The organism is Corallococcus exiguus (assembly GCF_009909105.1).
GTDB classification, from domain to species: Bacteria; Myxococcota; Myxococcia; order Myxococcales; family Myxococcaceae; genus Corallococcus; species Corallococcus exiguus.
Map to the genome: position 1 here is coordinate 481701 of NZ_JAAAPK010000003.1, position 18527 is coordinate 500227.

The following is an 18527-nucleotide window of genomic DNA, read 5'->3' on the forward strand; positions in this document are numbered from 1 at the left end:
CCGTCCGGGCGTGGGCACTCCTTCCGGGAGTGGGGTGGCCGCCGTGGGATTCGTGACCACGCTGCCCCAGGATGCCCGCCTTCGCCCGTACACCGCCGACGCTCGCTCGCGCCCTCCTGCTGGGCTGCCGGGCGGGCCTGCTCGTCTTCCTGGCGCTCTACACGCTCTGTGCCCTGCTGAACATGCAACTGGGTTACCAGGGGAACGAGAGCCGCGTCGTCACGGAGTACGTGTGGAGCGAGTGGCGGCGCGTGGTGCTGTGGCAGGTGGCGCGGCTGTTGGGCGCGTACTGCGCGGTGGGGCTGCTCTTGGGGGCGCTGCTGGGGGCCGGGCTGTGGGCGGCGGAGCGGAGCCGGCGCGCGGTGTTCTGGCTGAGCGGCCTGGGGTGCCTGGTGGTGGAGGGCTTCCTGGTGACGGCGGACATGGCGAGGCATCCGCACCTGTACGCGGCGACGCTGTATGAGCGCTCGGAGGTGACGGCGGAGGTGCTGCGGGTGCTGAGCGGCACGCAGCCGTCGGGGTGGACGTTCGCGGCCTTGGTGCTGCCGGTGTTGAGTGTGCTGGCGGTGGTGGGACGGTGGCTGGCGGAGTCGCCCCGCTGGCGCGGCGTGCTGGGTGGCGTGACGGCCGCGGCGGCGGTGGCGGGCTTCACGGGGCTGGGGCTGACTCGGACGGAGCAGGGGCCGGAATCCCCCGGACGTGCGCGGCCGAACCTGCTCATCCTGGCGTCGGACGGGCTGCGGCCGGATCACCTGTCGGGCAACGGCTATTCGCGGTCCACGTCGCCGAACATCGACCAGTTGATGGAGGAAGGCACGCGCTTCAACGATACGGTGGTGCAGGTGCCGCGCACGGCGCCGTCGTGGACGACGCTGCTCACGTCGCAGTACGCGGGCGAGCACCCGGTGGTGCACACGCTGGTGGGACGTGAGGCGCGCGAGACGAAGCTCACCACGCTGGCGACAGCGCTGGAGGCGCAGGGGTACCGCACGGCGGTGGTGGCGGACTACGCGGGGGATCATTTCTCGCGGTTCCCGTACGGATTCCAGAAGGTGTCCGCGCCGGACTTCCGCTTCCCGGACCTGGTGCGGCAGCGGATGCTCATCACCCACGTGGCGCTGCTGCCGTGGACGGCGCTGGCGCCGGGGCTGTTCAAGGAACGGGGCGAGTTCCCGGAGCTGACGGACCCTGCCCCGCTGCGCACGCGGGTGCGGCATGTGCTGGATGGGCTGCCGGAGGACGCGCCGTTCGCGCTGGTGGTGTTCGCGTCATCCACGCACTTCCCGTACGCCGCGCCGTGGCCGCTGGAGGGCAAGTACGTGGAGCGGGGATATCGGGGGCCCTGGCGGTTTGGAGCGACGCCTCGGATGGAGGTGGATCCGGATGCGCCCGCGACCACGCCGGAGGATGTCGCGGCGCTGGGTGCGAACTACGACGCGGGAGTGCGCACGTTTGATGGGCTCGTGGGGAATGTGCGCGCGGACCTGGAGCGCCGGGGGCGGTGGGATGACACGCTGGTGGTGCTGGTGTCGGACCATGGCGAGCACCTGGAGGATGAAGGGCTGGGTCAGGGCCATGGAGACCACCTGTGGGGCAGCGCGGGGTTGCGGATCCCGTTCGTGGTGCGGCTGCCCGGGCAGGTGGCCTCAGGGCGGCAGGTGACGCAGCGGGCGCGTTCGCTGGACGTGGCGCCGACGGTGTTGGATTTGCTGGGCGTGCCCGCGCCGGAGTCGTTCCGGGGGCGCTCGTTGGCGTCGCTCGCGAGGCCGGGGCCTGAGCCCAAGGCGTTGCCGGATGTGCCCGCACTGATTGAAACGGATATCTGGTTCAGCGACAGGGATGGGCATGCATATCAGACGGTGCGCGTGCCGTATCCGTGGCTCTATGAGATTGCGATGGTGGAGGGCGACACGGGGGAGATTGCGCTGAAGCCAGAGTGGGAGGGACCGGTGCGCCGGGCGCGGCACCGAGGTTTGTATCTGGGACGGTGGAAGTTGTTGGAGCTGCCCACGCCGGATGGGGTTCGGGTGCAGCTCTTCGACACAGTGTCGGATCCGGCGGAACTGCGGGACGTGGCGGGAGACAATCCGAACGTCGTGGCCACGATGCGGGCGAAGCTGGCGGCGGAACTGCCGGATGCGACCGGTGAGGCTCGCGGCGCCGTGGGACCATGAACGAAGCACCGCTGCTAGGGTGCCGTGCCATGGCCATCATCATGGAGGGACTGACAAGCTGTCCCATCTGCGGCAGCACCGACTTATCGAAGCCGTATACCGCGACATCCGGCGGGGCCTTCCCTGAACGGGATGAACTCTGGCGTTACTGCGACGCTCCGCTGCATCTCGAATGCCTGGCTCACTGGCCGCACCGTGAGCGGTTCTCCCGCGGCTACTTTGATCTCTGGAGAGATGAATCCATTCGCGGCCACGGCGTCCTGCTGGCGGAGGCGCCCAGATGGCTCCTGCGCTGCGGTCCCGCGAAACCAGAAGCCGAGCCCTACTATGTGGAGGTCCGAATCGCCGACTGGCCCATGAGGCTCTACTCGCGCTGGGCGCAGTGGCCGGACTACTCCGCGCAACAGTATCGCCAGGGGCTGATTGGAGAGGCGTTGGAGGCGGCGGACGAAGTCATGTCGGAGGTTCGCAAGATTGCTCCCGACCTGGAGTCCCTGCGGGCGTTGAGGCAGCGGATGCTGTTCAAGCCAGCCTCGCCCTGAAGGCCCCGTCAGCGGCCCTCCCCGGCACCTCCTCCAGGCTGGAGATGACCCGCGCGAGCAGCGCGCGCCGGTCCGGGCGGGCATGGGCCAGCTCGCCTCGGAGGATGGGCAGCGCGGCCCCTCCCATGACGAGCAATCCATCCCAGGCCGCGCGCGCCACCGCATTGCGGCGGTCAGGCAGCAGCGCCGCCACCTCCGCCACCGCTGGCAGGTGCCCTCCGAACGTGAGCGTCCGGACGGCCCGGACGACGTGCCCGGCCTCCGCATCCTTGAGCAGCTCGCGGGTCAGCTCCAGGTACGGCTCCCGTGGCACCTGGACCTTCAGCAGCCGGTGCGCATGCAGGCGCACCGAGGGCTTCCGGTGGGTGAGCAGCCCCGTCAGTCGTTCGACGACGTGAGGCGCACGCCTGAGCACCATCCACTTCATCGCCTTCACTTCCGGCTCGGGGACCTCCCAGGCCAGCGCCTCCAGCCTCCGCTCCACGTCGCGCATCAGCCCCGCAGGGAGCTTCTTTTCGAGCGACGGATCATCCACGACGAGGAGCGCGAGCGCCGTGACGACCTCCGTCCGCAGCGCGGGCGTGGTGACCCGCGCGAGCAGCGCGCTCCGCACCTCCGGGCCCTGCCGTTCGAGCCCTCGCGACACCGCCGCCAGGGCCTGGGCGTCGTCCTTCTGGTTCACGATTTCGATGAGCCCGTCCGCCAGGCGGAAGGCGTCTTCACGGCTCCCCCAGGAGGCGCGTCCCGCGAGGACCTGCAACGCCGCCTCGCGATGACCGTCGTCCTCGTGGACGATGCGCAAGAGCGCGTCCTCCAGCATCCGACCGTCGCGGCCCTGCGCGGGGTCCGCTCGCTGGAGCCACTCCAGGAAGTGCGTTCGCGCCAGGCCTCGCGCCTGGAGGAACATCGCCATCAACTCGGGTCCCCACACCGTGTTGCCCGGGAGGATTTCGAGCGCCGCGGAGTGGCCTTCTCGAAGCATCGGAAGGACGAAGGGCAGCACCCGGGCCGCCGGGAGCGAGCGCAGCATGTCCGCCGCCATCGTCCCCGACCGACCCCGGCCCATCCGCCACACGTCCAGCAGGAGCAGCACCAGGGAGGGCAGCAGACTCCGCTTCGACCCGAGCCCGCCGAGCAACTCCAGCAGCGACTCCAACCAGACTTCTCCTTCCAACTTCTCCGCATCGGAGCCCGGGGCTCCGAGGGAGCCGAGCGTCGCGCGCAGTGCTTCCAGATCCTGTCGGTCCACGGCCCACGGAGGGATCCACCGGAGCGGTCGCGCCTCGCCGAGGATGTCGAGCAGGGATTCGAGGCGAGGCAGTCCCCGCACCCGCCAGAGCTGTCGCGCGGCCTGTCGGCGGACCTCGACGTGGGCATGGGACAGCAGATCGACGAGCAGCGCCTCATCCTCCGCCGAAGTGGGTGTCCCCAGCGCCGCGAGCGCTGCGAGGGCCATCCCCCGTTCATGGTTGCGCGCGAGTCGCCGCAGGGCCGCGCGAGCCGCCTCCGTTCCGACCTCCGCCAGCCACCGCACGAGCACTCCCGCTCGCGGAGACGTCCCGGATCCGGCGGCGAGGGCAAGCTCCGCGAGCAGCGCATCCTCCGGCACGCGTGCGCCCCACTCATCGCGGACGAGCTCCAACAGGTCCCCGTGCGGCCCTCGCGCCGCCGCGGCCAGCACCTGGAGCGGCGGCACTTCTCGCAGCGCGTACGGCACAAGGAACCGCCGCACCGAAGGCCCGCGGGCCTGGGTCAGCGCCTCCATCAGCCCAGGGCCGGACAGGTCCCCCGCGAGGATGCGTCGCTCCGTCCCCCAGAGCGCCACGCGCTCGTCCGGGAGCGAGGAAGCCATCCGAGCCTCCTCCAGAGAAGGGACGGCCCCCAACCGGAACAGGACGCCAAGGGCCTCGTGAGGTTCGATGAGCTTCCCCGTCCATGCGCGTCGGACCTCCGCGAGCACCCCCACCTGCTCGGGCTCGGACAGCCGTCCGGCGAGCGCCGTCAGCAGGCCCATGGCCAGTCGCCGCAAGGAAGGCCTGGGGCTGTCCAGCAGGCCGCGAATCCCATCGAGGTGCCGCTTGAGGACGGCCGCTCGCGTGTCCGTGAGGGCCGCGCTGGCCACCGCCGCGAGCCGCTTCGTGAACTCCTCTTCCGCGGTTTCGAGCAGGGCCGCGTCCCCGGACGACAGCGCGTCATCCATCCACGCGAGGTCCGCATCCAGCCGCCGCTCCCGGAGCAGCCTCGCCTGCACGGGGTCGTCGGACGTGGCGGGAATCCACTGCGACAGGCCATGGCGCCGCAGCAGCACCTCCAGCGTCTCGCGCGCCTGCGACGAAAGCAGGAGGACTCCGCCATGGACCGCATCGTTCAGCACCTTCGCGGAGCGTGTCCCACGCCGCAGGAGTGACACGAGCGCATGGGGCGACAGCTCGCCGGAGAGCAGCTCGCACAGCAACTCCTGCTCACGAGGCGTGTCCGCGTCCTCGAGTGCATCGAGCACGGTCGCCACATGGCCCCGTCCGCAGGCCGCACGCAGCGCGCGGATGAGGGACTCGCGCAGGCCCGGGTTGTCGTGGCGCCGGAGCCAGCCCAGCATCAGCCCGATGGGCGGCGGCCAACCGGGGCCCGCGTTGACGAGCGCCTCGGCGGCGGTCTTCTTGATGTTCATGTTGGGGTGCGCGAGCCCCGCCGCGAGGAGCGGCACCGCCCACTCCACCTTGAACACCCCGAGGCCACTGAGCGCCTGTCGCAGGCGATAGATGTCCTCCGACCGCGCGAAGGGCACCAGCCAGGCCACGGCCCGCGAATCTCCGGAGTGCGCGAGGCACTCCAGCACGAGCTTCGGCACCTGCACGCCCTCATGGCGGAGCAAGCGCCGCAGCCGCCGCGCGAGCGCGGGATGCCTCCGGCCGACGAGTTGCCCCAGCACCCGTTCGAGCTGCGCGTCGCTCAGGTCCCGCCGCTGGAGCAGGTCGAGCAGACACTCCGTGAGGACCCGCGCGCCGGCTTCGTCTTCCGATACGGGGGCGGAGCGCCGGTCCGGGCGCACACCACCCCGGGCATGGAGCCCACGCCCCACCTGTGCGACGGCCTGCTGCGCCGCGGACCGGACATGCTCGTCCGCATCGAGCAACAGCTCCCCCAGCGGCACGAGTGCGCGCCGCCGGGCTTCATGGCCGAGCTGGCCTATGGCCTGGAGTCGCAGCGGATGCTGCGTCTGGAGCGCGATGCGGGAGACCTCGGAGAAGGACGCGTCGTCGTAGCCGGGCTGAAGGCTCGCGAGCACCTCACGGCTCGGCTCGACCTCCACTGGCGAGGGCATGGACGCGGAGGTGTCTTCAAGCGCCGCCAGCAGGGCGTGCGCTTCGGCGCGCCAGGCGGAATCCGTCAGGCCCGGGTGGGCACGAAGGAACGCCACGGTGCGCGCGCCGCCCAGGTGGTGGAGCGCATCGAGGCAGGCCCAGGGTTCGGCATCGAAGCAGGCGAGGAGGTCCTCCTCGGCGGCGGCGTGTCCCTGGTGTCCAAGTGCCTCGATGACCTCCGGCCGGAGCGTGCGCGCTTCGGGCCGGACGAGCAGGGCGCGGAGCAGGTCGAACGCCTCCGGACCGTCCAGTTCGCGCAGGAGCGCGAGGTGCCGGGTGAAGTCCGCGTCCGTGGCGGACAACCGCCACAGCGGTTCGACGTACTCACGCTGCCGGAGACTCAACACCTCCGCGATGACCTCGGGCGTGATGGCCGGGTTGGCGAGGAACAGCTCGCGCACCCGGGGGACATCGTCCGGCTCGCACCGCACGCCCCGCCGGTAGAGCGTCTGGAGAAACCCCGCGCACATGGGGCCGAAGAGGAGCGGATCCTCAAGTGAGAGGTGGAGCGACAGCCGCAACTCCGCATGGCTCGCGAAGGGTGCCAGCAGGGCCATGGCCTCGCGTCGCACCCGGAGCGATCGCCGGCCGTCCTCCAGCACGAGCCGCAGCGCGGCGGCGTCTCCTCGACGGGCGAGGATGCGCAGCGAAGCGAGGGCCAGTCGCTCCGAGCGCTCCAGCAGGCCCTGGAGCGAACCGAGGGGAGGCGCCAGGTCGGGCCTCGCCGCCCAGGGTTCAGCGAGCAGCTCCGCGGCCTGGAGCGCCACCCGCGCGTCCGGGGCTTCGAGCGCGCGGACCGCGACCGCCAGCGCATGCTTCACCGTGACGAGTCCCAGACCGAGCGCCCCGCCCAGGTGGCGAAGACCCTCGAGCTGGACCTCCGGGTCCAGGTGGCCGCACAGCGCGTCGACCAGCGCCTCCGCGTCAACCCCATCGGCTGGGGAGAGTCGCTGCACGGCATGCAACAGCAGTGCGCCACCCGGCAGGACGGCCAGCTTCGCGGGTTCACGAAGCATCTCCGTGACGAGCCACTCCGCCTCCGCGTCAACGGGGAGCGGCTCCGTTCCCTTCGCCAGCGACTTCAGTCTCGCCAGGGGAATCTCCGGCGGTAGCAGCCGGGCCAGCTTGGCGAGGAGCACCTGCGACTCGGGAGCGCACGCGCCCATAGCCGCCGGAAGCGCCTCCATCAGGGACACTGGCGTGTCACCGCCCTCCAGCCGCTCCAGGCGGCGCTTCAGGTGCAGCAGCGCCGCGTGGACCTCTTCCGGATCGGACGCGGCGAGCAGGCCGCGAAGCGCCTCGGGGGCCAGCCGCTCGGTGAGGAGCCGCTGCGTGAGGAGCGCACGGCGACGACGCGGGGTGAGCTCGACCGGTTGGGGCTGAGGCATGGAACCCTTATAGGCGGACCGGGGAAAGCCCGGCACGCCCCAGGGGACGCCGGCCGTGCCCTGCCCTGACACCCACGGAGGGACGGCTCGTGCAGCTCTTCGATACGGTGGCGGATCCGGCGGAACTGCGCGACGTGGCCGGTGAGGCTCGCGGTGCCGTGGGTCCTTGAGATGCTTTCAGGGCCCGGCGAGCACAGGCTCTGGCGGCCGGGCATCCATCCGCCGCAGTGCTGTCACCGTTCCCACGAACGCCAGCGAGCACACCGCCAGCAACGTCACGTGGACGGAGGCAGGTAGCTCCGTGGTGGACGGCGCATAGCGAGACAGCAGGAACGAGGTCAGGTTGTTGAAGACGTGGACGAAGATGGGCAGCCGCAGGCTTCCCGTGCGCTCCGCGAGCCAGCCCAGGAACAGGCCCATCATCAGGGCCATGGGACTGTGGATGGGATCGAAGTGCAGGATGCCAAAGAGCGTGGCGGCTCCCGCGATGCCAGCCGTGCGCCCCCAGCGCTCCACGAGCCGCGTCTGCACATAGCCTCGGAAGAAGAGTTCCTCCGCCGTGCCCGCGACCAGCGCCCCGAAGAACAGCAACGCCGCGAAGGTGACGAACGAGCCCTGGCTCGCGGCCTGCAGCCCCTTCAGCGACGCCGCGTAATTCCATACGCCCGTGAGCACCGACAGGCTCTCCATCGCCTGTCCCATCGTGAAGCAACCCACCAGCGCGGCCACCCAGGCCCAAGGAGGTATCGGCGCTCCCGCGTCCAGGCGCAGCCGCTGCCTCAACGGCGTGGGGGACAAGAACCCGCCCAGGAGCGCAGCGACCAGCCCAAAGCAACTGGACGTCATCACGGCCGCGACCATCAGCCAGGGCATCGACTTGAGCTGCTCAGTCAGGGCCTGGATGGCTACCGTGTCCTGGGGTTTCACTCCTGCGCGGAGCATCTCCATCGCCATCGCGATGCTGGCGGAAATGACGCCCCCGACGACGATTGCGGTCACCAGGAGCGCGAACGCAACCAGGACCGTCCACAAGCGTGGCGGCGATGTGGGGACCGGCGAATGGGCGGTGGAGGACGGGTCGGAAGGTGAATCCATGGCGGCCGATGCTACCTCCCCACTTTGAGCGAGAGGAGAACGACCTCATCATGAGGAAATGCCAATCCCTGATCTCCAAGACGTCGCGAGGACTGATGCCGAGGCCAGGTTTCTGGAGGCGCTGCTCCATCTTCAACCGGATCTTGATGTGTGGCAGCACGAGAGCGCGGAGGGACATCCGTGGCTTATCGTGTCCATGGACTTCGTCGAGGACGGAGCAGTTCGCGACACACTGCGACTCGACTTCGACGGCCGAGCGATTCGTGGTGGCTGGAGTCGAAGTTTTCTAAATGGGGACGATGGGGTCCCGGCGCAAGAAGCAGGCGTTGACGTTGGACCACCTGATGGAATCGAGATTGAACAGGGGGCTCCTGCGGAACTAGCAGCAGCTGCTGCCGCATGGTTCGCACTGCACGCCCGCCAGTGGGCAAGCAGTCCGAGGCGAGCCCGTTGGAACCTCTAGGTCAGAGCGAAGTCCAATGTTTTTGCACACGTCCGCCTATACGTCGAAGTGACGATCTACCGCCTCAGCACGAGCAACGATTCCACCACCGCGACGCGCGTGGCGGTGCTGCACACGGCCCCCCCAGAACGTGTGCCCGCCCGGCTCGGACCTCGCGACGAGCCGGTTCAAGCACTCGCTGCCTCATGGCCGCGTCAGCGTGCTCACCGGCATGTTCAGCCCGTAAACGCCGAAGTCCTGTGAAGCAGCGCCGAAGCCCCGCACGAACTCCGGTTCAGCCCTCACGAGCCTTGCGCCGGTACTCGCCGGGAGGCACTCCCATCTCCCGCCTGAAAGCCCGGTTGAAGGCGAACTCGGACTCGTAGCCCACGCGGCCCGCGATGGCCGCGAGCCCGTCCTGTCCGTCACGCAGCGCGTGCGCTGCCTCCTGCATCCGAAGCCGCGTGAGGTACTCATGAGGCGCCACGCCCACCTCGCTCGAGAAGCGCCGCGCGAGCGTCGCCCTCGATGTCCCCGAGCGCCGCGCCAGCTCGCTCACGGTCCAACTCCGCCCTGGCTCCGCGTGCATCCAGCCCAGGGCGCTGGCGAGCGTCCGGTCGCCGAGCGCCCCCAACCAGCCCGCGCCGCCCGGCGGCTGCGCGTCCGCCCAGGCACGAAGCACCTGCACCAGCAGGATGTCGAGCAACCGGGAGACGATGATCGAGGAGCCCCGCTCTCCCCGCTCGTACTCCCGTTCGAGCAGCGACACCGTGGGCAACAGGGCACGCGCGTCCTCGGAAGCCCCCCGCAGGTGGACCCGCTCGGGAAGCAACCGCAACACGGGATGCGCCCCCGGCTCGTCAAACGAGAAGAAGCCGCAGAGCACCCGCGACTCCACGCCGGCCCCGCCCAGGACATACGAGGAAGCCCCTTCCCCACGTGTCGCCAGCCACTCCTCCACCCTCAGCTTGGGGCTGCGGGGCGAGTCCGCCACGGCATGCCCGTCGCCGCGCGGCAGCAGCACGACATCCCCTGGCCCCAGCGCGACGGTGTCCCGCCCCTGCGTGAGATGACAGGAGCCCGCGAGGATCAGATGCAGGGCCGCCGAGGCCGTGGGCGCAAAGCGCAGTCCCCAGGGAGCCCGCGCCACGGTGCGGCAGTAGAGCTGCCCTCGCAGCCGGGTTCGCTCGAGAATCTGCCCCAGCAGATCGGAAGCATGCGAGAGGTCCATGCCCTCAAGGCTAGCAGCGGGCTGCCCCCAACGCTCACGCCCTGAGCGTTTCAGACAAAAGGTTGAGTCGTCCGCGAATGGCGACTCCGAGGCCAGACCGTCACATTCCCAGTCATGAACGACACCCGCTCTTCGGCTGGAGGCCTCATGAATCCGAATCCCTCACAGTTGCCCTGGAAGCTCACGTCTCCCACGGCCTTGTTCACCTTGCTGCTGGGCGCCTTCATGCTGTTCCTCAGCCTCAATGCCGCGCGGGACCCGATCAGCGCGGCCAGGGGCTTCGGTCTGCGCGACTCCGGGAGCGAGGTCATCCCCTGGCTGTACATCAAGGCGGGCAGGGACCTCGGCCTGGCACTGGCGATGTTCGCGCTGGTGGCCATCCGGCAGCGACAGGCCGCAGGCGTCTTCGTGCTCGCCTGCATGGTGATGCCCATCGTGGACGCGCTGACCGTGATGAATGGCGGTGCCTCGCTCGCCTTCGCGCTCGCGGTCCATGGAAGCGCGGCGATCTACGGAGTCGTGCTGGCCGCCGCGCTGCTGCGCCCCCAGAAGGGCACCGCTTGATTCACCGCAGGTGCGCACACCGCGGAAATTTCACGCAGGGTGGCGGCGGGAGTCGGCAAGATGCCGGCCATGAAGCGGACCCTGTGGCGTCGCGTGGGCCTGGCTGTCGCGGCCCTGTTGCTGGTGTTGGTCGTCGTCGCGGCCGTGGGACTGAGCGACGTGAACGTACCGGAGACCTCTCGCTTCGACGCCGATCTGGGCGCCATCCGGGCCCTGGCCGTCTCCACCAGTGCGCCGCTCCCCACAGGATTGCGCAGCCAGCGCGTGGGCCGGGCCTCCGGAGTGCCGCACGCGCTCGTGGTGGCCGGCAGCGGCTTCGGAGAGGCCACCTTCGACTTCTACGCGTACCAGGTCGTCTATGCCGACGGCCGCACGGTGCTGGTGGACGTCGTGAACGACGAGAAGACACAGCGGGCCCAGTTCCCCGGCTCGGAGTTCGACGCCGCGGCCTATACCCGGGTCCAGGAGGCGCTGCGCCGCGCGGACGCGACGGTCGTCACCCACGAGCACTTCGACCACTGCGCGGGCATCGCGCACTCGGCATACCTGGACGAGGTGGCGAGCAAGGTTCACCTCACGGACGAACAACTGCGCAGCCCGCTCGCGCAGGAAGCCGGCTTCACCGCGGAGCTGCGCGCCAGGCTCACTCCGCTCCAGTACGAGCGCCTGCACCTGCTGCGCCCCGGCGTGGTCCTCATCAAGGCCCCGGGCCACACGCCCGGCACCCAGTTGGTGTACGTGCGGCTCGGCGACGGGCGCGAGTTCCTGCTCGTCGGCGACGTGGCCTGGCACCAGGACAACATCCGGCTCCCGAGGATGCACCCGCGGCTCACCAACTGGCTGGGCGGCGAGGATGCACAGGCGATGGCACACCAACTGCGATGGCTGCACGACCTGCTGCGCACCGCGCCCGAGCTGCACCCGGTGGTGGCCCACGACGGCGCGCAGATGCAGGACTACCAGCGCCGTGGGCTCATCCAGGACGGAGTGCTCTGATCCATTGGCTTGCGCTGATGGCTGACGCCTCCATGCCACAGTGCCAACGAATGATGAGCGCCGCGGACTGCCTGGCCGAAGCGGAGCGGATCCAGCGGCTGCTGGCCGAGCAGGCACCGCGTCCTGACCGGGAGACCTCCCTGACTGATGCGGGCGGCGGCCCGACAGTGACCCGGTTCCTCCTCTCCGGGGGACTGGGGCGGACGCTAGCGGATGGCGTCGTAGACGCCTCGAAGCTCCGTGAGCCGGTTCCTCACCGTCGCCGGCCTGGTGAGCTGCCGGGCCCGGACCACGATGGAGATGTCAGCGTCGTTGGCCCGGCAGTCGTCACCGCAGTCATGCCCCTCCGCATGCTCGTCGTGGGCGCGCAGTTCGTAGCGCACACTGTCACCATAGGCTTGTGAGAGCCTCGTATAGCCCTGGGTACGGACGGCGGGGGATTCGTCGAAGATCCGGTTGACGGCGCCGATGGCGTTGCCGTTCGAAATCTCCGCCCTGCCCCTCAGCACCTTGCCAGCCTGAAGCTCCAGGAACAGGCCGTTGCCCCCCGGGTTGGCCCAGGACTCAGAGAGCGTCACCGTGCCATCATGGTTCATGCACAGCATGAACGAGTGCCCGTCCGCCTGCGCGGTGCACCTGAAATGCAAGAGATAGAGCTTGTTGTGATCCGACAACAATTGCACGGCGAGGGCCCGCGCTTGTTCGCGAAGGACGGGGCCCCTGCCTCCCGCCTTGTAGGTGGCGTGCTTGCGGCCCAGGATGTTGATCATCCCGGCCGCCGTGGCATGGCAGATGGCCAGGGAGCCCACCTGACGAGCGTCGAGCGACGCCTCCTTCGCGGCCCCTACGAGGTCCCGGCTCTCCTCCGGGACCCGCTCCAGCGGCTCCGCGACGACCGCCCGCCTGCTGGAATTCCAGCCATCACCGTCGTCGATGTTGGCGGGGTCACCGGCGTTGTTGATGATCAACTGGGCGCGCCCCGCGAGTTGCTTGGCGGTCAGCCGCCCTGCATTTCCATTGAGTTCGGCCATGACAACATCAATGGCCTTCAAGCCATTCCAGTCGCCCCGGGTGGAAACCGCATCCACCCTGTTGATGGCCGCCGTTGTCTGGCAATGCCCCCTCAACGCGAGCGCCGCCGCGTGCAGGCGTTGAACCTGGGCCTTTGGCTTGGTGACCATCTGGATGTTCAACAGGGCATCAATGACAGCGACCTCGTCATTGAAATTGAACCGGGCCGTCGAGCGATCCGCGAGCGCGTTCACACAATCGGCACAGATATCAATGAGGTCCTGCCCCAGCGCCCTCGCGACGTCGCGCTTGTAGACCTTGCTTCCGCCAAACCCCAGGAAGTTCTTCGCTGTCTCCTGGGGAAGAACGTTCCGGGCAGTACGAAGCTCGGTCAAGACCGTCTTGAAGTCGAGAAGAGTCGCCATGCTCTGAATAGACTTGAGTCGCCCGTTTTCCGTCAAGACGCGGACACACCCATGAAACACGCGATCCGCGACGGCTGTCACTGGCTTTGGAACGGCCAGCCCGGTGACGACGCCGTCACCGGGGGCCCATGGTCCGTTACTTCGGCAGGATCCGCAGCTCCTTGCCCTTCCCTCGCGCCGGATCTCCGAAGGTGGAATCCGAGGCGCTGACGGTCCCTGTCAGCCCACCGACCACGTTCCAGAGCGTGTCGATTCCGAACGCCACCGTCGTCGGCTCATCTCCCAGGGCATACGTCTGGTTCTCGGAGCAGACCTGGGTGAAGTCCTGCTGGACGTTGTACGCCGAGCGGTTGGGGTAGCCGACCTGCCGGTAGTAGCCCAGGTTCGCTCCACCGGACTGCGGATCACCGAAGGTCGCCGCGTTGAAGGTGATGCTGCCCGTCACCCCCGGGATGAAGCGGAAGTGGCCGTTCGCCCCGTAGGCCACGTCGCAGGGCCCCGGCAGCTTGAAGGTGGCGCCATCCGGAACGCCGACGTTGAAGGTGGCGATGTCGTAGCCACCGGGCAGGTCCCTGGGCACGTTGATGGGCGTGTAGGGCTGCGGCCCCTGGTCCCAGCCCGTGACCACGAACATGAAGCGCGTGGGCAGCGACTGCTCGTAGAGCAGGAGGTTGTCCGCCGACGTGGTGCCGGCCAGCATGTCCAGGTTCGGCTCCGCCGCCGGAGAGGTGAACTCCCCCTGCTGCTTCGCGGTGGCCAGCGCCTGGAGGTACCAATCCCGCGCGATGGCCGGGAAGTACTTCAGCTCGAGCGCCCACAGATACGCCTCCTTGAGGATGTACAGCCGCGCCGACAGGGATTGCGTCGGCGCCAGCGTATTCAGGTAGGTGTAGACGCCGACGCCGCTCGAGGTGGTGCTCGTCGAATCGCGCTTGAACGAGAAGGAGAAGTCAAACGACCCTCCGATGTACGTCTCTCCAGAGGCAGAGAGGCCCGGGACCCCGACCTCCACTTCCTGAACGAAGCCGGCATAGGCGTTGACATCCAGGTGGACGCCGAAGCCCGAGGTCTCGCTGTTCGCCACCCGGTACTCGCCGTCGCAGACCGAGCCGCCGCTCATGGCGAACTTGAGGTACTTCTGGCCATTGATGTTGGTTTCCGTGCCGTACTTCGCGACGACGGCCGCGACGTAGTTGTTGCCTTTGTAGAACTGGCTGAGGTCGGTTCCGTCCGGAGCCGTGAAGATCTGCTGGATCTCCGCCGGTGTCTTGCCGGCGGCCGCCAACCTGTTCACGCACTCGGTATACAGGCTGAACATCCGGGCGTTGATTGCCGCCTCGGTGTAGGAGTCGACCACGCCGGGCGTGCACGCGTAGCTGAAGAAGTCACCCGCCGCGGTTTCATCCGCGTCCTTCGAAACCACGGGCCAGTGGGCCACGATCAACGGCGCCGGACTGAACGAGGCGTTCTGGTTGAAGGACAGGTTCGCCGCCGTGCCGTACTGGGAACGCAGCCAGAACAGCGACCGCCCGAAGTAGCAACTGTAGGGCCGGACCAGGTAGGGAGACGCGTCGCTGAGCGGGTAATAGGGATGCCGGTAGGCCTTCGTCTGCACCTTGATGCTCTGGGCCGTGAACTTGCCGTCCTGCCAGGCGAAGTGCCCCGAGCCTCCGGCCTTCACGGAAAGGCCGAAGCTCCCGCCCGCCTTGAGGCCATCGAACGCGGCCACGGAGGCGGTCGCCTTCGAGGAGGTCTGGAATCCCAGGGTCGCGGAGAAGTTGATCTCATTCAAGACCACGTCTTCCTGGGTCGTGTTCATCTCGTAATCAAACATGTTCCAGTCGGCCATGCCGTCGGGGCTGGAATTCCTCCAGACCTCCGGCGCCGGGATGGGCATGGGGAACGGGTCGCAAACCGACGTGAGCAAACGCTTGCCCGCGTTCTCCTGCTTCGGCGGGTGGAGGGCGGTCTGCATCTTGAAGTCGCCATACTTCAGGGAGGACATCTGGATGGGCGAACCGATCGAGGAGGAAGCCTCGCGGACCCACACCATCCCCAGAATGATGGGGAGGGTGGTTGCGTCCTGGCTCGACGCTTCGGGGATGGCGCCGACCGAGAAGAACATCGAGAGAGGACCCTTCGTGTCCTCTTCCGTGCTCGTGAAGATCTTGCCGTACTCCTTCCAGACAGGCGCGGCGACCGACGCACTGAGCTGGCGCAGGGGCAGGATGTCTTGAATCACGGCGATGGAGATCGCGTTGCTCTTGTTGCCGTCGGCGAACAGGGCGACCAGTCGTCCAGCGGGATCCACGGTCAGGCTCGTCCCCAGGGCCTTGCGACTCTTGATCGAGTTGGGCCAACTGAGGAGCATCGGCGCTGGCGGCGAAGCGCTGACGTTGGCGTGGCACGCGGCGTCCAGCGTCCAGGAGAAGGTGGTCGTGTTGGTATGGGTTTCATCCCACAGCGCCGCGATGACGCAGTTGACGGGAGCGTCGGTGGCGGCGGCTCCCGGCTGGGTGACGAGGATGGTGCGGACGTCGAGATGCGAAAGGTTCGAGGACGTCTGGGAGGGACTGGTGGCGGGGGCCGTCACGTACCAGGACGGGACCTTGGATACCCAGTGATTGGTGAATGGATTGTAATCACCCGTGTCCAGGACGAGGTGCCAGACCTGCACCTGGTTATGCGCGGAGTCCCAGACGAGGTAGTTGAGCAGGATTTCCGTCGCGCCCTTGCCGGCGCACGTCGACACGCCGTGGGCGAGGATCTTCACGGGAGTCGCGCTGCCTCCCGTCGTCGCGGGCAGCAAGACCTGGCACCAGTCCGTCGTGGAGCGAGTGGAGCCGGGGGAGACCCGCGTCGCGCACAGGAGGTTGTTCGTGGTGTCGATCCAGAAGATGTAGACGAGGTCGCGGTTCGCGACCACGCCAATGCGCTTCTGGGTCAGGAAGGCTAGGGAGGACTGCGTGGAGTCCTTCTCGATGGTGAAGTGGGTCCAGGGATCCAGTCGTTTCGGATTCCCCTGGGGGCGGCTGAGGTAGGCGACGGTCGACGCGCTGAAGTAGCCCTGGAGCTTCTCGTCATCGTCGACTCCGACCAGGGCCAGGGAGGAGCCGGTCTGGATGAGGCGGAACTCTCCGTCGTCGCCGTCGACGTCGAGCGGCCCGGCGACGGGGATGCTGATGACCTCAGTGGTAGGAGGGATGAGCGGGACCTGAGGCGTCGAGGGCGGGGGAGAGTTGGGCACGGCGATTCCATCCTGTCGTTGGGGGAGTGCGAATAGGGGGATGCGGGCTCCGGGGCTGCCGTTAGCAACCGGAGGGCCAGCCGTGGATGCGGGTCCCCATCCCAGGGAACGCCCGGAATTTCTCGCGCAGGGCCACGGCGTCCGCGTTCAGCGCGAACGCGGATGCGTTCCTCCGGATGCAGGGAGCCGCGCTCGGGCCCGTAGTACGCTTCCAGCCTCGCGGATGTTTCGCGTTGGAGGAGAGCCGATTGCGGAATGCGCTGCGTGCCTGGAGCCTGTGTGTGTTGCTTGCCAGCGGCTGTGCCACGACGTCCGCGGTCCGTGAATCGCCGCCCGTTCCCGATGTGGCCGCGCTGGATGCGGAAGCGGCTCGCGCGATGTCCGCGACCGGCGCGAAGGGGCTGGCCATCGCGGTCATCGACAACGGGCGCGTGGTGGCGACCCGGGCCTACGGCGCACGTGATGCGAAGGGCGAACCGCTGCGCACCGACACGGTGATGTATGGCGCGTCCATCACCAAGACGGTCTTCGCGTACCTCGTGATGCAGTTGGCGGACGAGAAGCGCATCGACCTGGACACGTCCATCTCCAAGTACCTGGACAAGCCGCTACCTGAGTACCCGGACGAGGACCGCTATTCGACCTGGTCCCACCTGGCCGGCGACGAACGCTGGCGGGACATCTCGCCTCGCGTGCTGCTCACCCATAGCGCGGGCTTCGCCAACTTCGGGTTCCTCGAACCGGACGAGAGGCTTCGCATCCACTTCGCTCCGGGCAGCCGCTTCGCGTACTCCGGTGACGGCATCATCCTGATGCAGTTCGTGCTCGAACGCGGGCTCGGGCTGGACGTAGGTGCGGAGATGCAACGGCGCGTGTTCGACCGCTTCGGCATGCGCACGACCAGCATGATGTGGCGGCCGGACTTCGCACAGAACCTGGCCGACGGATGGAAGCTCGACGGCAGCGTGGAACCGCACGACGAACGCAGCAGGGTGCGCGCGGCCGGTTCCATGGACACCACCTTGGACGACCTGTCGCGCTTCGCGGCCGCGCTGGTGAGCGGTGAAGGCTTGTCCCCGGAGCTCTTCGCCCGGATGACCTCACCGCAGCTGCCCATTACCACCCAGAGCCAGTTCCCTACCCTCCAGGACGAACTGCCGCCGGAGTCACGGCGCAAGGATCTGGCGGCAGGCCTTGGCGTGGTGGTGTTCGACGGTCCTCAGGGACGCGGGTTCTTCAAGAACGGCCACAACGACAGCACCGCCAACACCCTCGTGTGTCTGCCGCGCGGACGCCGCTGCGTGCTCATCCTGAGCAACGACGTCCGCGCCGAACCCGCGTATCCCCACCTGGTGCGCTTCGTTTTGGGCGAGGCCGGTGTGCCCTGGGATTGGGAATACGGCCACATGTCGTTCTGGGATGGCCGCTGAGCCGCCCCCTCGGCCTTCACACTTCTTCACGCCCTGCTCAAACCACCGCAACCGGCGGCTTCCATATTGGTTCCAGTCAAGCAGCGGGAAACAGCACCCCCACTCCTGGAGCCACACGCCATGAAGAAGACGCTCGTCATCGCCGGTACCGCCGTCGTCGCCGTCACCTTGCTCACCGGTTTCGGCTGGGGCCGCCATCACCGCGGCACGCCCGACCCGGAGCGCATCCACCAGATGGTCACCTGGAAGCTGGACGACAAGCTGGATGACCTCAACGCCACCGAAGCGCAGCGCTCCTCCATCCACGCCGTGAAGGACCGCCTCCTCAACGAAGGGCAGTCGCTGATGGAGGGCCAGAAGGCCGCACGCTCCGAGGCCGTGGGCCAGCTGGCGTCCGAAACGCCTGACTCCGCGAAGCTCCACGCCCTGGTGGACGCGCGCATCGACGCCGCTCGCGCCTTCGCCCACAAGGCCGTGGATGCCGTGCTCGAAGTCCACCGCACGCTCACCCCTGCCCAGCGCCAGGAGCTGGTCAGCGACTTCCGCGAGCGCACCGGCGAGAAGTAACCCCACCCGGGTGGGTCTCACGGTGCGCTCGGAATGACACATTCCGTGTCCCA

General features: G+C 68.4%; 11 protein-coding genes. 6 read left to right on the plus strand and 5 right to left on the minus strand.

The window, feature by feature from the left end:
• Positions 1 to 71: 71 nt before the first annotated feature.
• Both GTZ93_RS13420 and GTZ93_RS13425 read left to right on the plus strand, forming a co-directional pair.
• Positions 72 to 2174 carry a sulfatase family protein gene (locus GTZ93_RS13420; protein WP_139915889.1) on the plus strand — a complete coding sequence of 701 codons (2103 nt, stop codon included), beginning with the start codon at positions 72 to 74 and terminating at the stop codon, positions 2172 to 2174.
• A gap of 29 nt (positions 2175 to 2203) precedes the next feature.
• Entirely contained in the window at positions 2204 to 2716 is a 513-nt protein-coding gene (locus tag GTZ93_RS13425) for a hypothetical protein (protein ID WP_139915888.1), read from the plus strand.
• Here the strand turns inward: GTZ93_RS13425 and GTZ93_RS13430 are convergent.
• The 3 genes from GTZ93_RS13430 to GTZ93_RS13445 all read right to left on the minus strand — a co-directional run bounded on the left by GTZ93_RS13430 (position 2697) and on the right by GTZ93_RS13445 (position 10234).
• On the minus strand, positions 2697 to 7466 hold the full coding sequence (locus GTZ93_RS13430; protein WP_139915887.1) for a hypothetical protein: 4770 nt from the start codon (positions 7464 to 7466) through the stop codon (positions 2697 to 2699). The genes GTZ93_RS13425 and GTZ93_RS13430 overlap by 20 nt on opposite strands.
• 177 nt (positions 7467 to 7643) lie before the next feature.
• A complete protein-coding gene (locus GTZ93_RS43245) occupies positions 7644 to 8465 on the minus strand; it encodes a CPBP family intramembrane glutamic endopeptidase (protein ID WP_161662802.1) in 822 nt (273 codons plus the stop codon).
• 833 nt (positions 8466 to 9298) lie between these two features.
• Positions 9299 to 10234, minus strand: a complete 936-nt coding sequence (locus tag GTZ93_RS13445; protein WP_257979003.1) for an AraC family transcriptional regulator — start codon at positions 10232 to 10234, stop codon at positions 9299 to 9301.
• Positions 10235 to 10381: 147 nt separating this feature from the next.
• On the opposite strand from GTZ93_RS13445, the gene GTZ93_RS13450 reads away from it, so the two are divergent.
• Both GTZ93_RS13450 and GTZ93_RS13455 read left to right on the plus strand, forming a co-directional pair.
• Positions 10382 to 10798, plus strand: coding sequence for a DUF4267 domain-containing protein (locus tag GTZ93_RS13450; protein WP_139915884.1), 417 nt, complete (start codon positions 10382 to 10384; stop codon positions 10796 to 10798).
• Between the two features lie 69 nt (positions 10799 to 10867).
• Positions 10868 to 11794, plus strand: coding sequence for an MBL fold metallo-hydrolase (locus tag GTZ93_RS13455; protein WP_161662803.1), 927 nt, complete (start codon positions 10868 to 10870; stop codon positions 11792 to 11794).
• A 206-nt stretch (positions 11795 to 12000) separates the two neighbouring features.
• Here GTZ93_RS13455 and GTZ93_RS13460 read toward each other — a convergent pair whose 3' ends face one another.
• Both GTZ93_RS13460 and GTZ93_RS13465 read right to left on the minus strand, forming a co-directional pair.
• Entirely contained in the window at positions 12001 to 13230 is a 1230-nt protein-coding gene (locus GTZ93_RS13460; protein WP_139915882.1) for a hypothetical protein, read from the minus strand.
• Positions 13231 to 13366: 136 nt separating this feature from the next.
• Entirely contained in the window at positions 13367 to 16477 is a 3111-nt protein-coding gene (locus tag GTZ93_RS13465) for a hypothetical protein (RefSeq protein WP_139915881.1), read from the minus strand.
• Between the two features lie 281 nt (positions 16478 to 16758).
• Here GTZ93_RS13465 and GTZ93_RS13470 point away from each other — a divergent pair, with 281 nt between their 5' ends.
• Positions 16759 to 17907 carry a serine hydrolase domain-containing protein gene (locus tag GTZ93_RS13470; protein ID WP_257979001.1) on the plus strand — a complete coding sequence of 383 codons (1149 nt, stop codon included), beginning with the start codon at positions 16759 to 16761 and terminating at the stop codon, positions 17905 to 17907.
• Between the two features lie 120 nt (positions 17908 to 18027).
• Positions 18028 to 18474: a Spy/CpxP family protein refolding chaperone gene (locus tag GTZ93_RS13475; RefSeq protein ID WP_139915880.1), complete on the plus strand. Its 447-nt coding sequence runs from the start codon at positions 18028 to 18030 to the stop codon at positions 18472 to 18474.
• Positions 18475 to 18527 lie beyond the last annotated feature (53 nt).

What these genes read in the sequence shown, in the direction of transcription:
- GTZ93_RS13420 (WP_139915889.1), top strand. Translation starts at nt 72, where the DNA reads ATGCCCGCCTTCGCCCGTACACCGCCGACGCTCGCTCGCGCCCTCCTG.
- GTZ93_RS13425 (WP_139915888.1), top strand. Translation starts at nt 2,204, where the DNA reads ATGGCCATCATCATGGAGGGACTGACAAGCTGTCCCATCTGCGGCAGC.
- GTZ93_RS13430 (WP_139915887.1), bottom strand. Translation starts at nt 7,466, where the DNA reads ATGCCTCAGCCCCAACCGGTCGAGCTCACCCCGCGTCGTCGCCGTGCG.
- GTZ93_RS13445 (WP_257979003.1), bottom strand. Translation starts at nt 10,234, where the DNA reads ATGGACCTCTCGCATGCTTCCGATCTGCTGGGGCAGATTCTCGAGCGA.
- GTZ93_RS13450 (WP_139915884.1), top strand. Translation starts at nt 10,382, where the DNA reads ATGAATCCGAATCCCTCACAGTTGCCCTGGAAGCTCACGTCTCCCACG.
- GTZ93_RS13455 (WP_161662803.1), top strand. Translation starts at nt 10,868, where the DNA reads ATGAAGCGGACCCTGTGGCGTCGCGTGGGCCTGGCTGTCGCGGCCCTG.
- GTZ93_RS13460 (WP_139915882.1), bottom strand. Translation starts at nt 13,230, where the DNA reads ATGGCGACTCTTCTCGACTTCAAGACGGTCTTGACCGAGCTTCGTACT.
- GTZ93_RS13475 (WP_139915880.1), top strand. Translation starts at nt 18,028, where the DNA reads ATGAAGAAGACGCTCGTCATCGCCGGTACCGCCGTCGTCGCCGTCACC.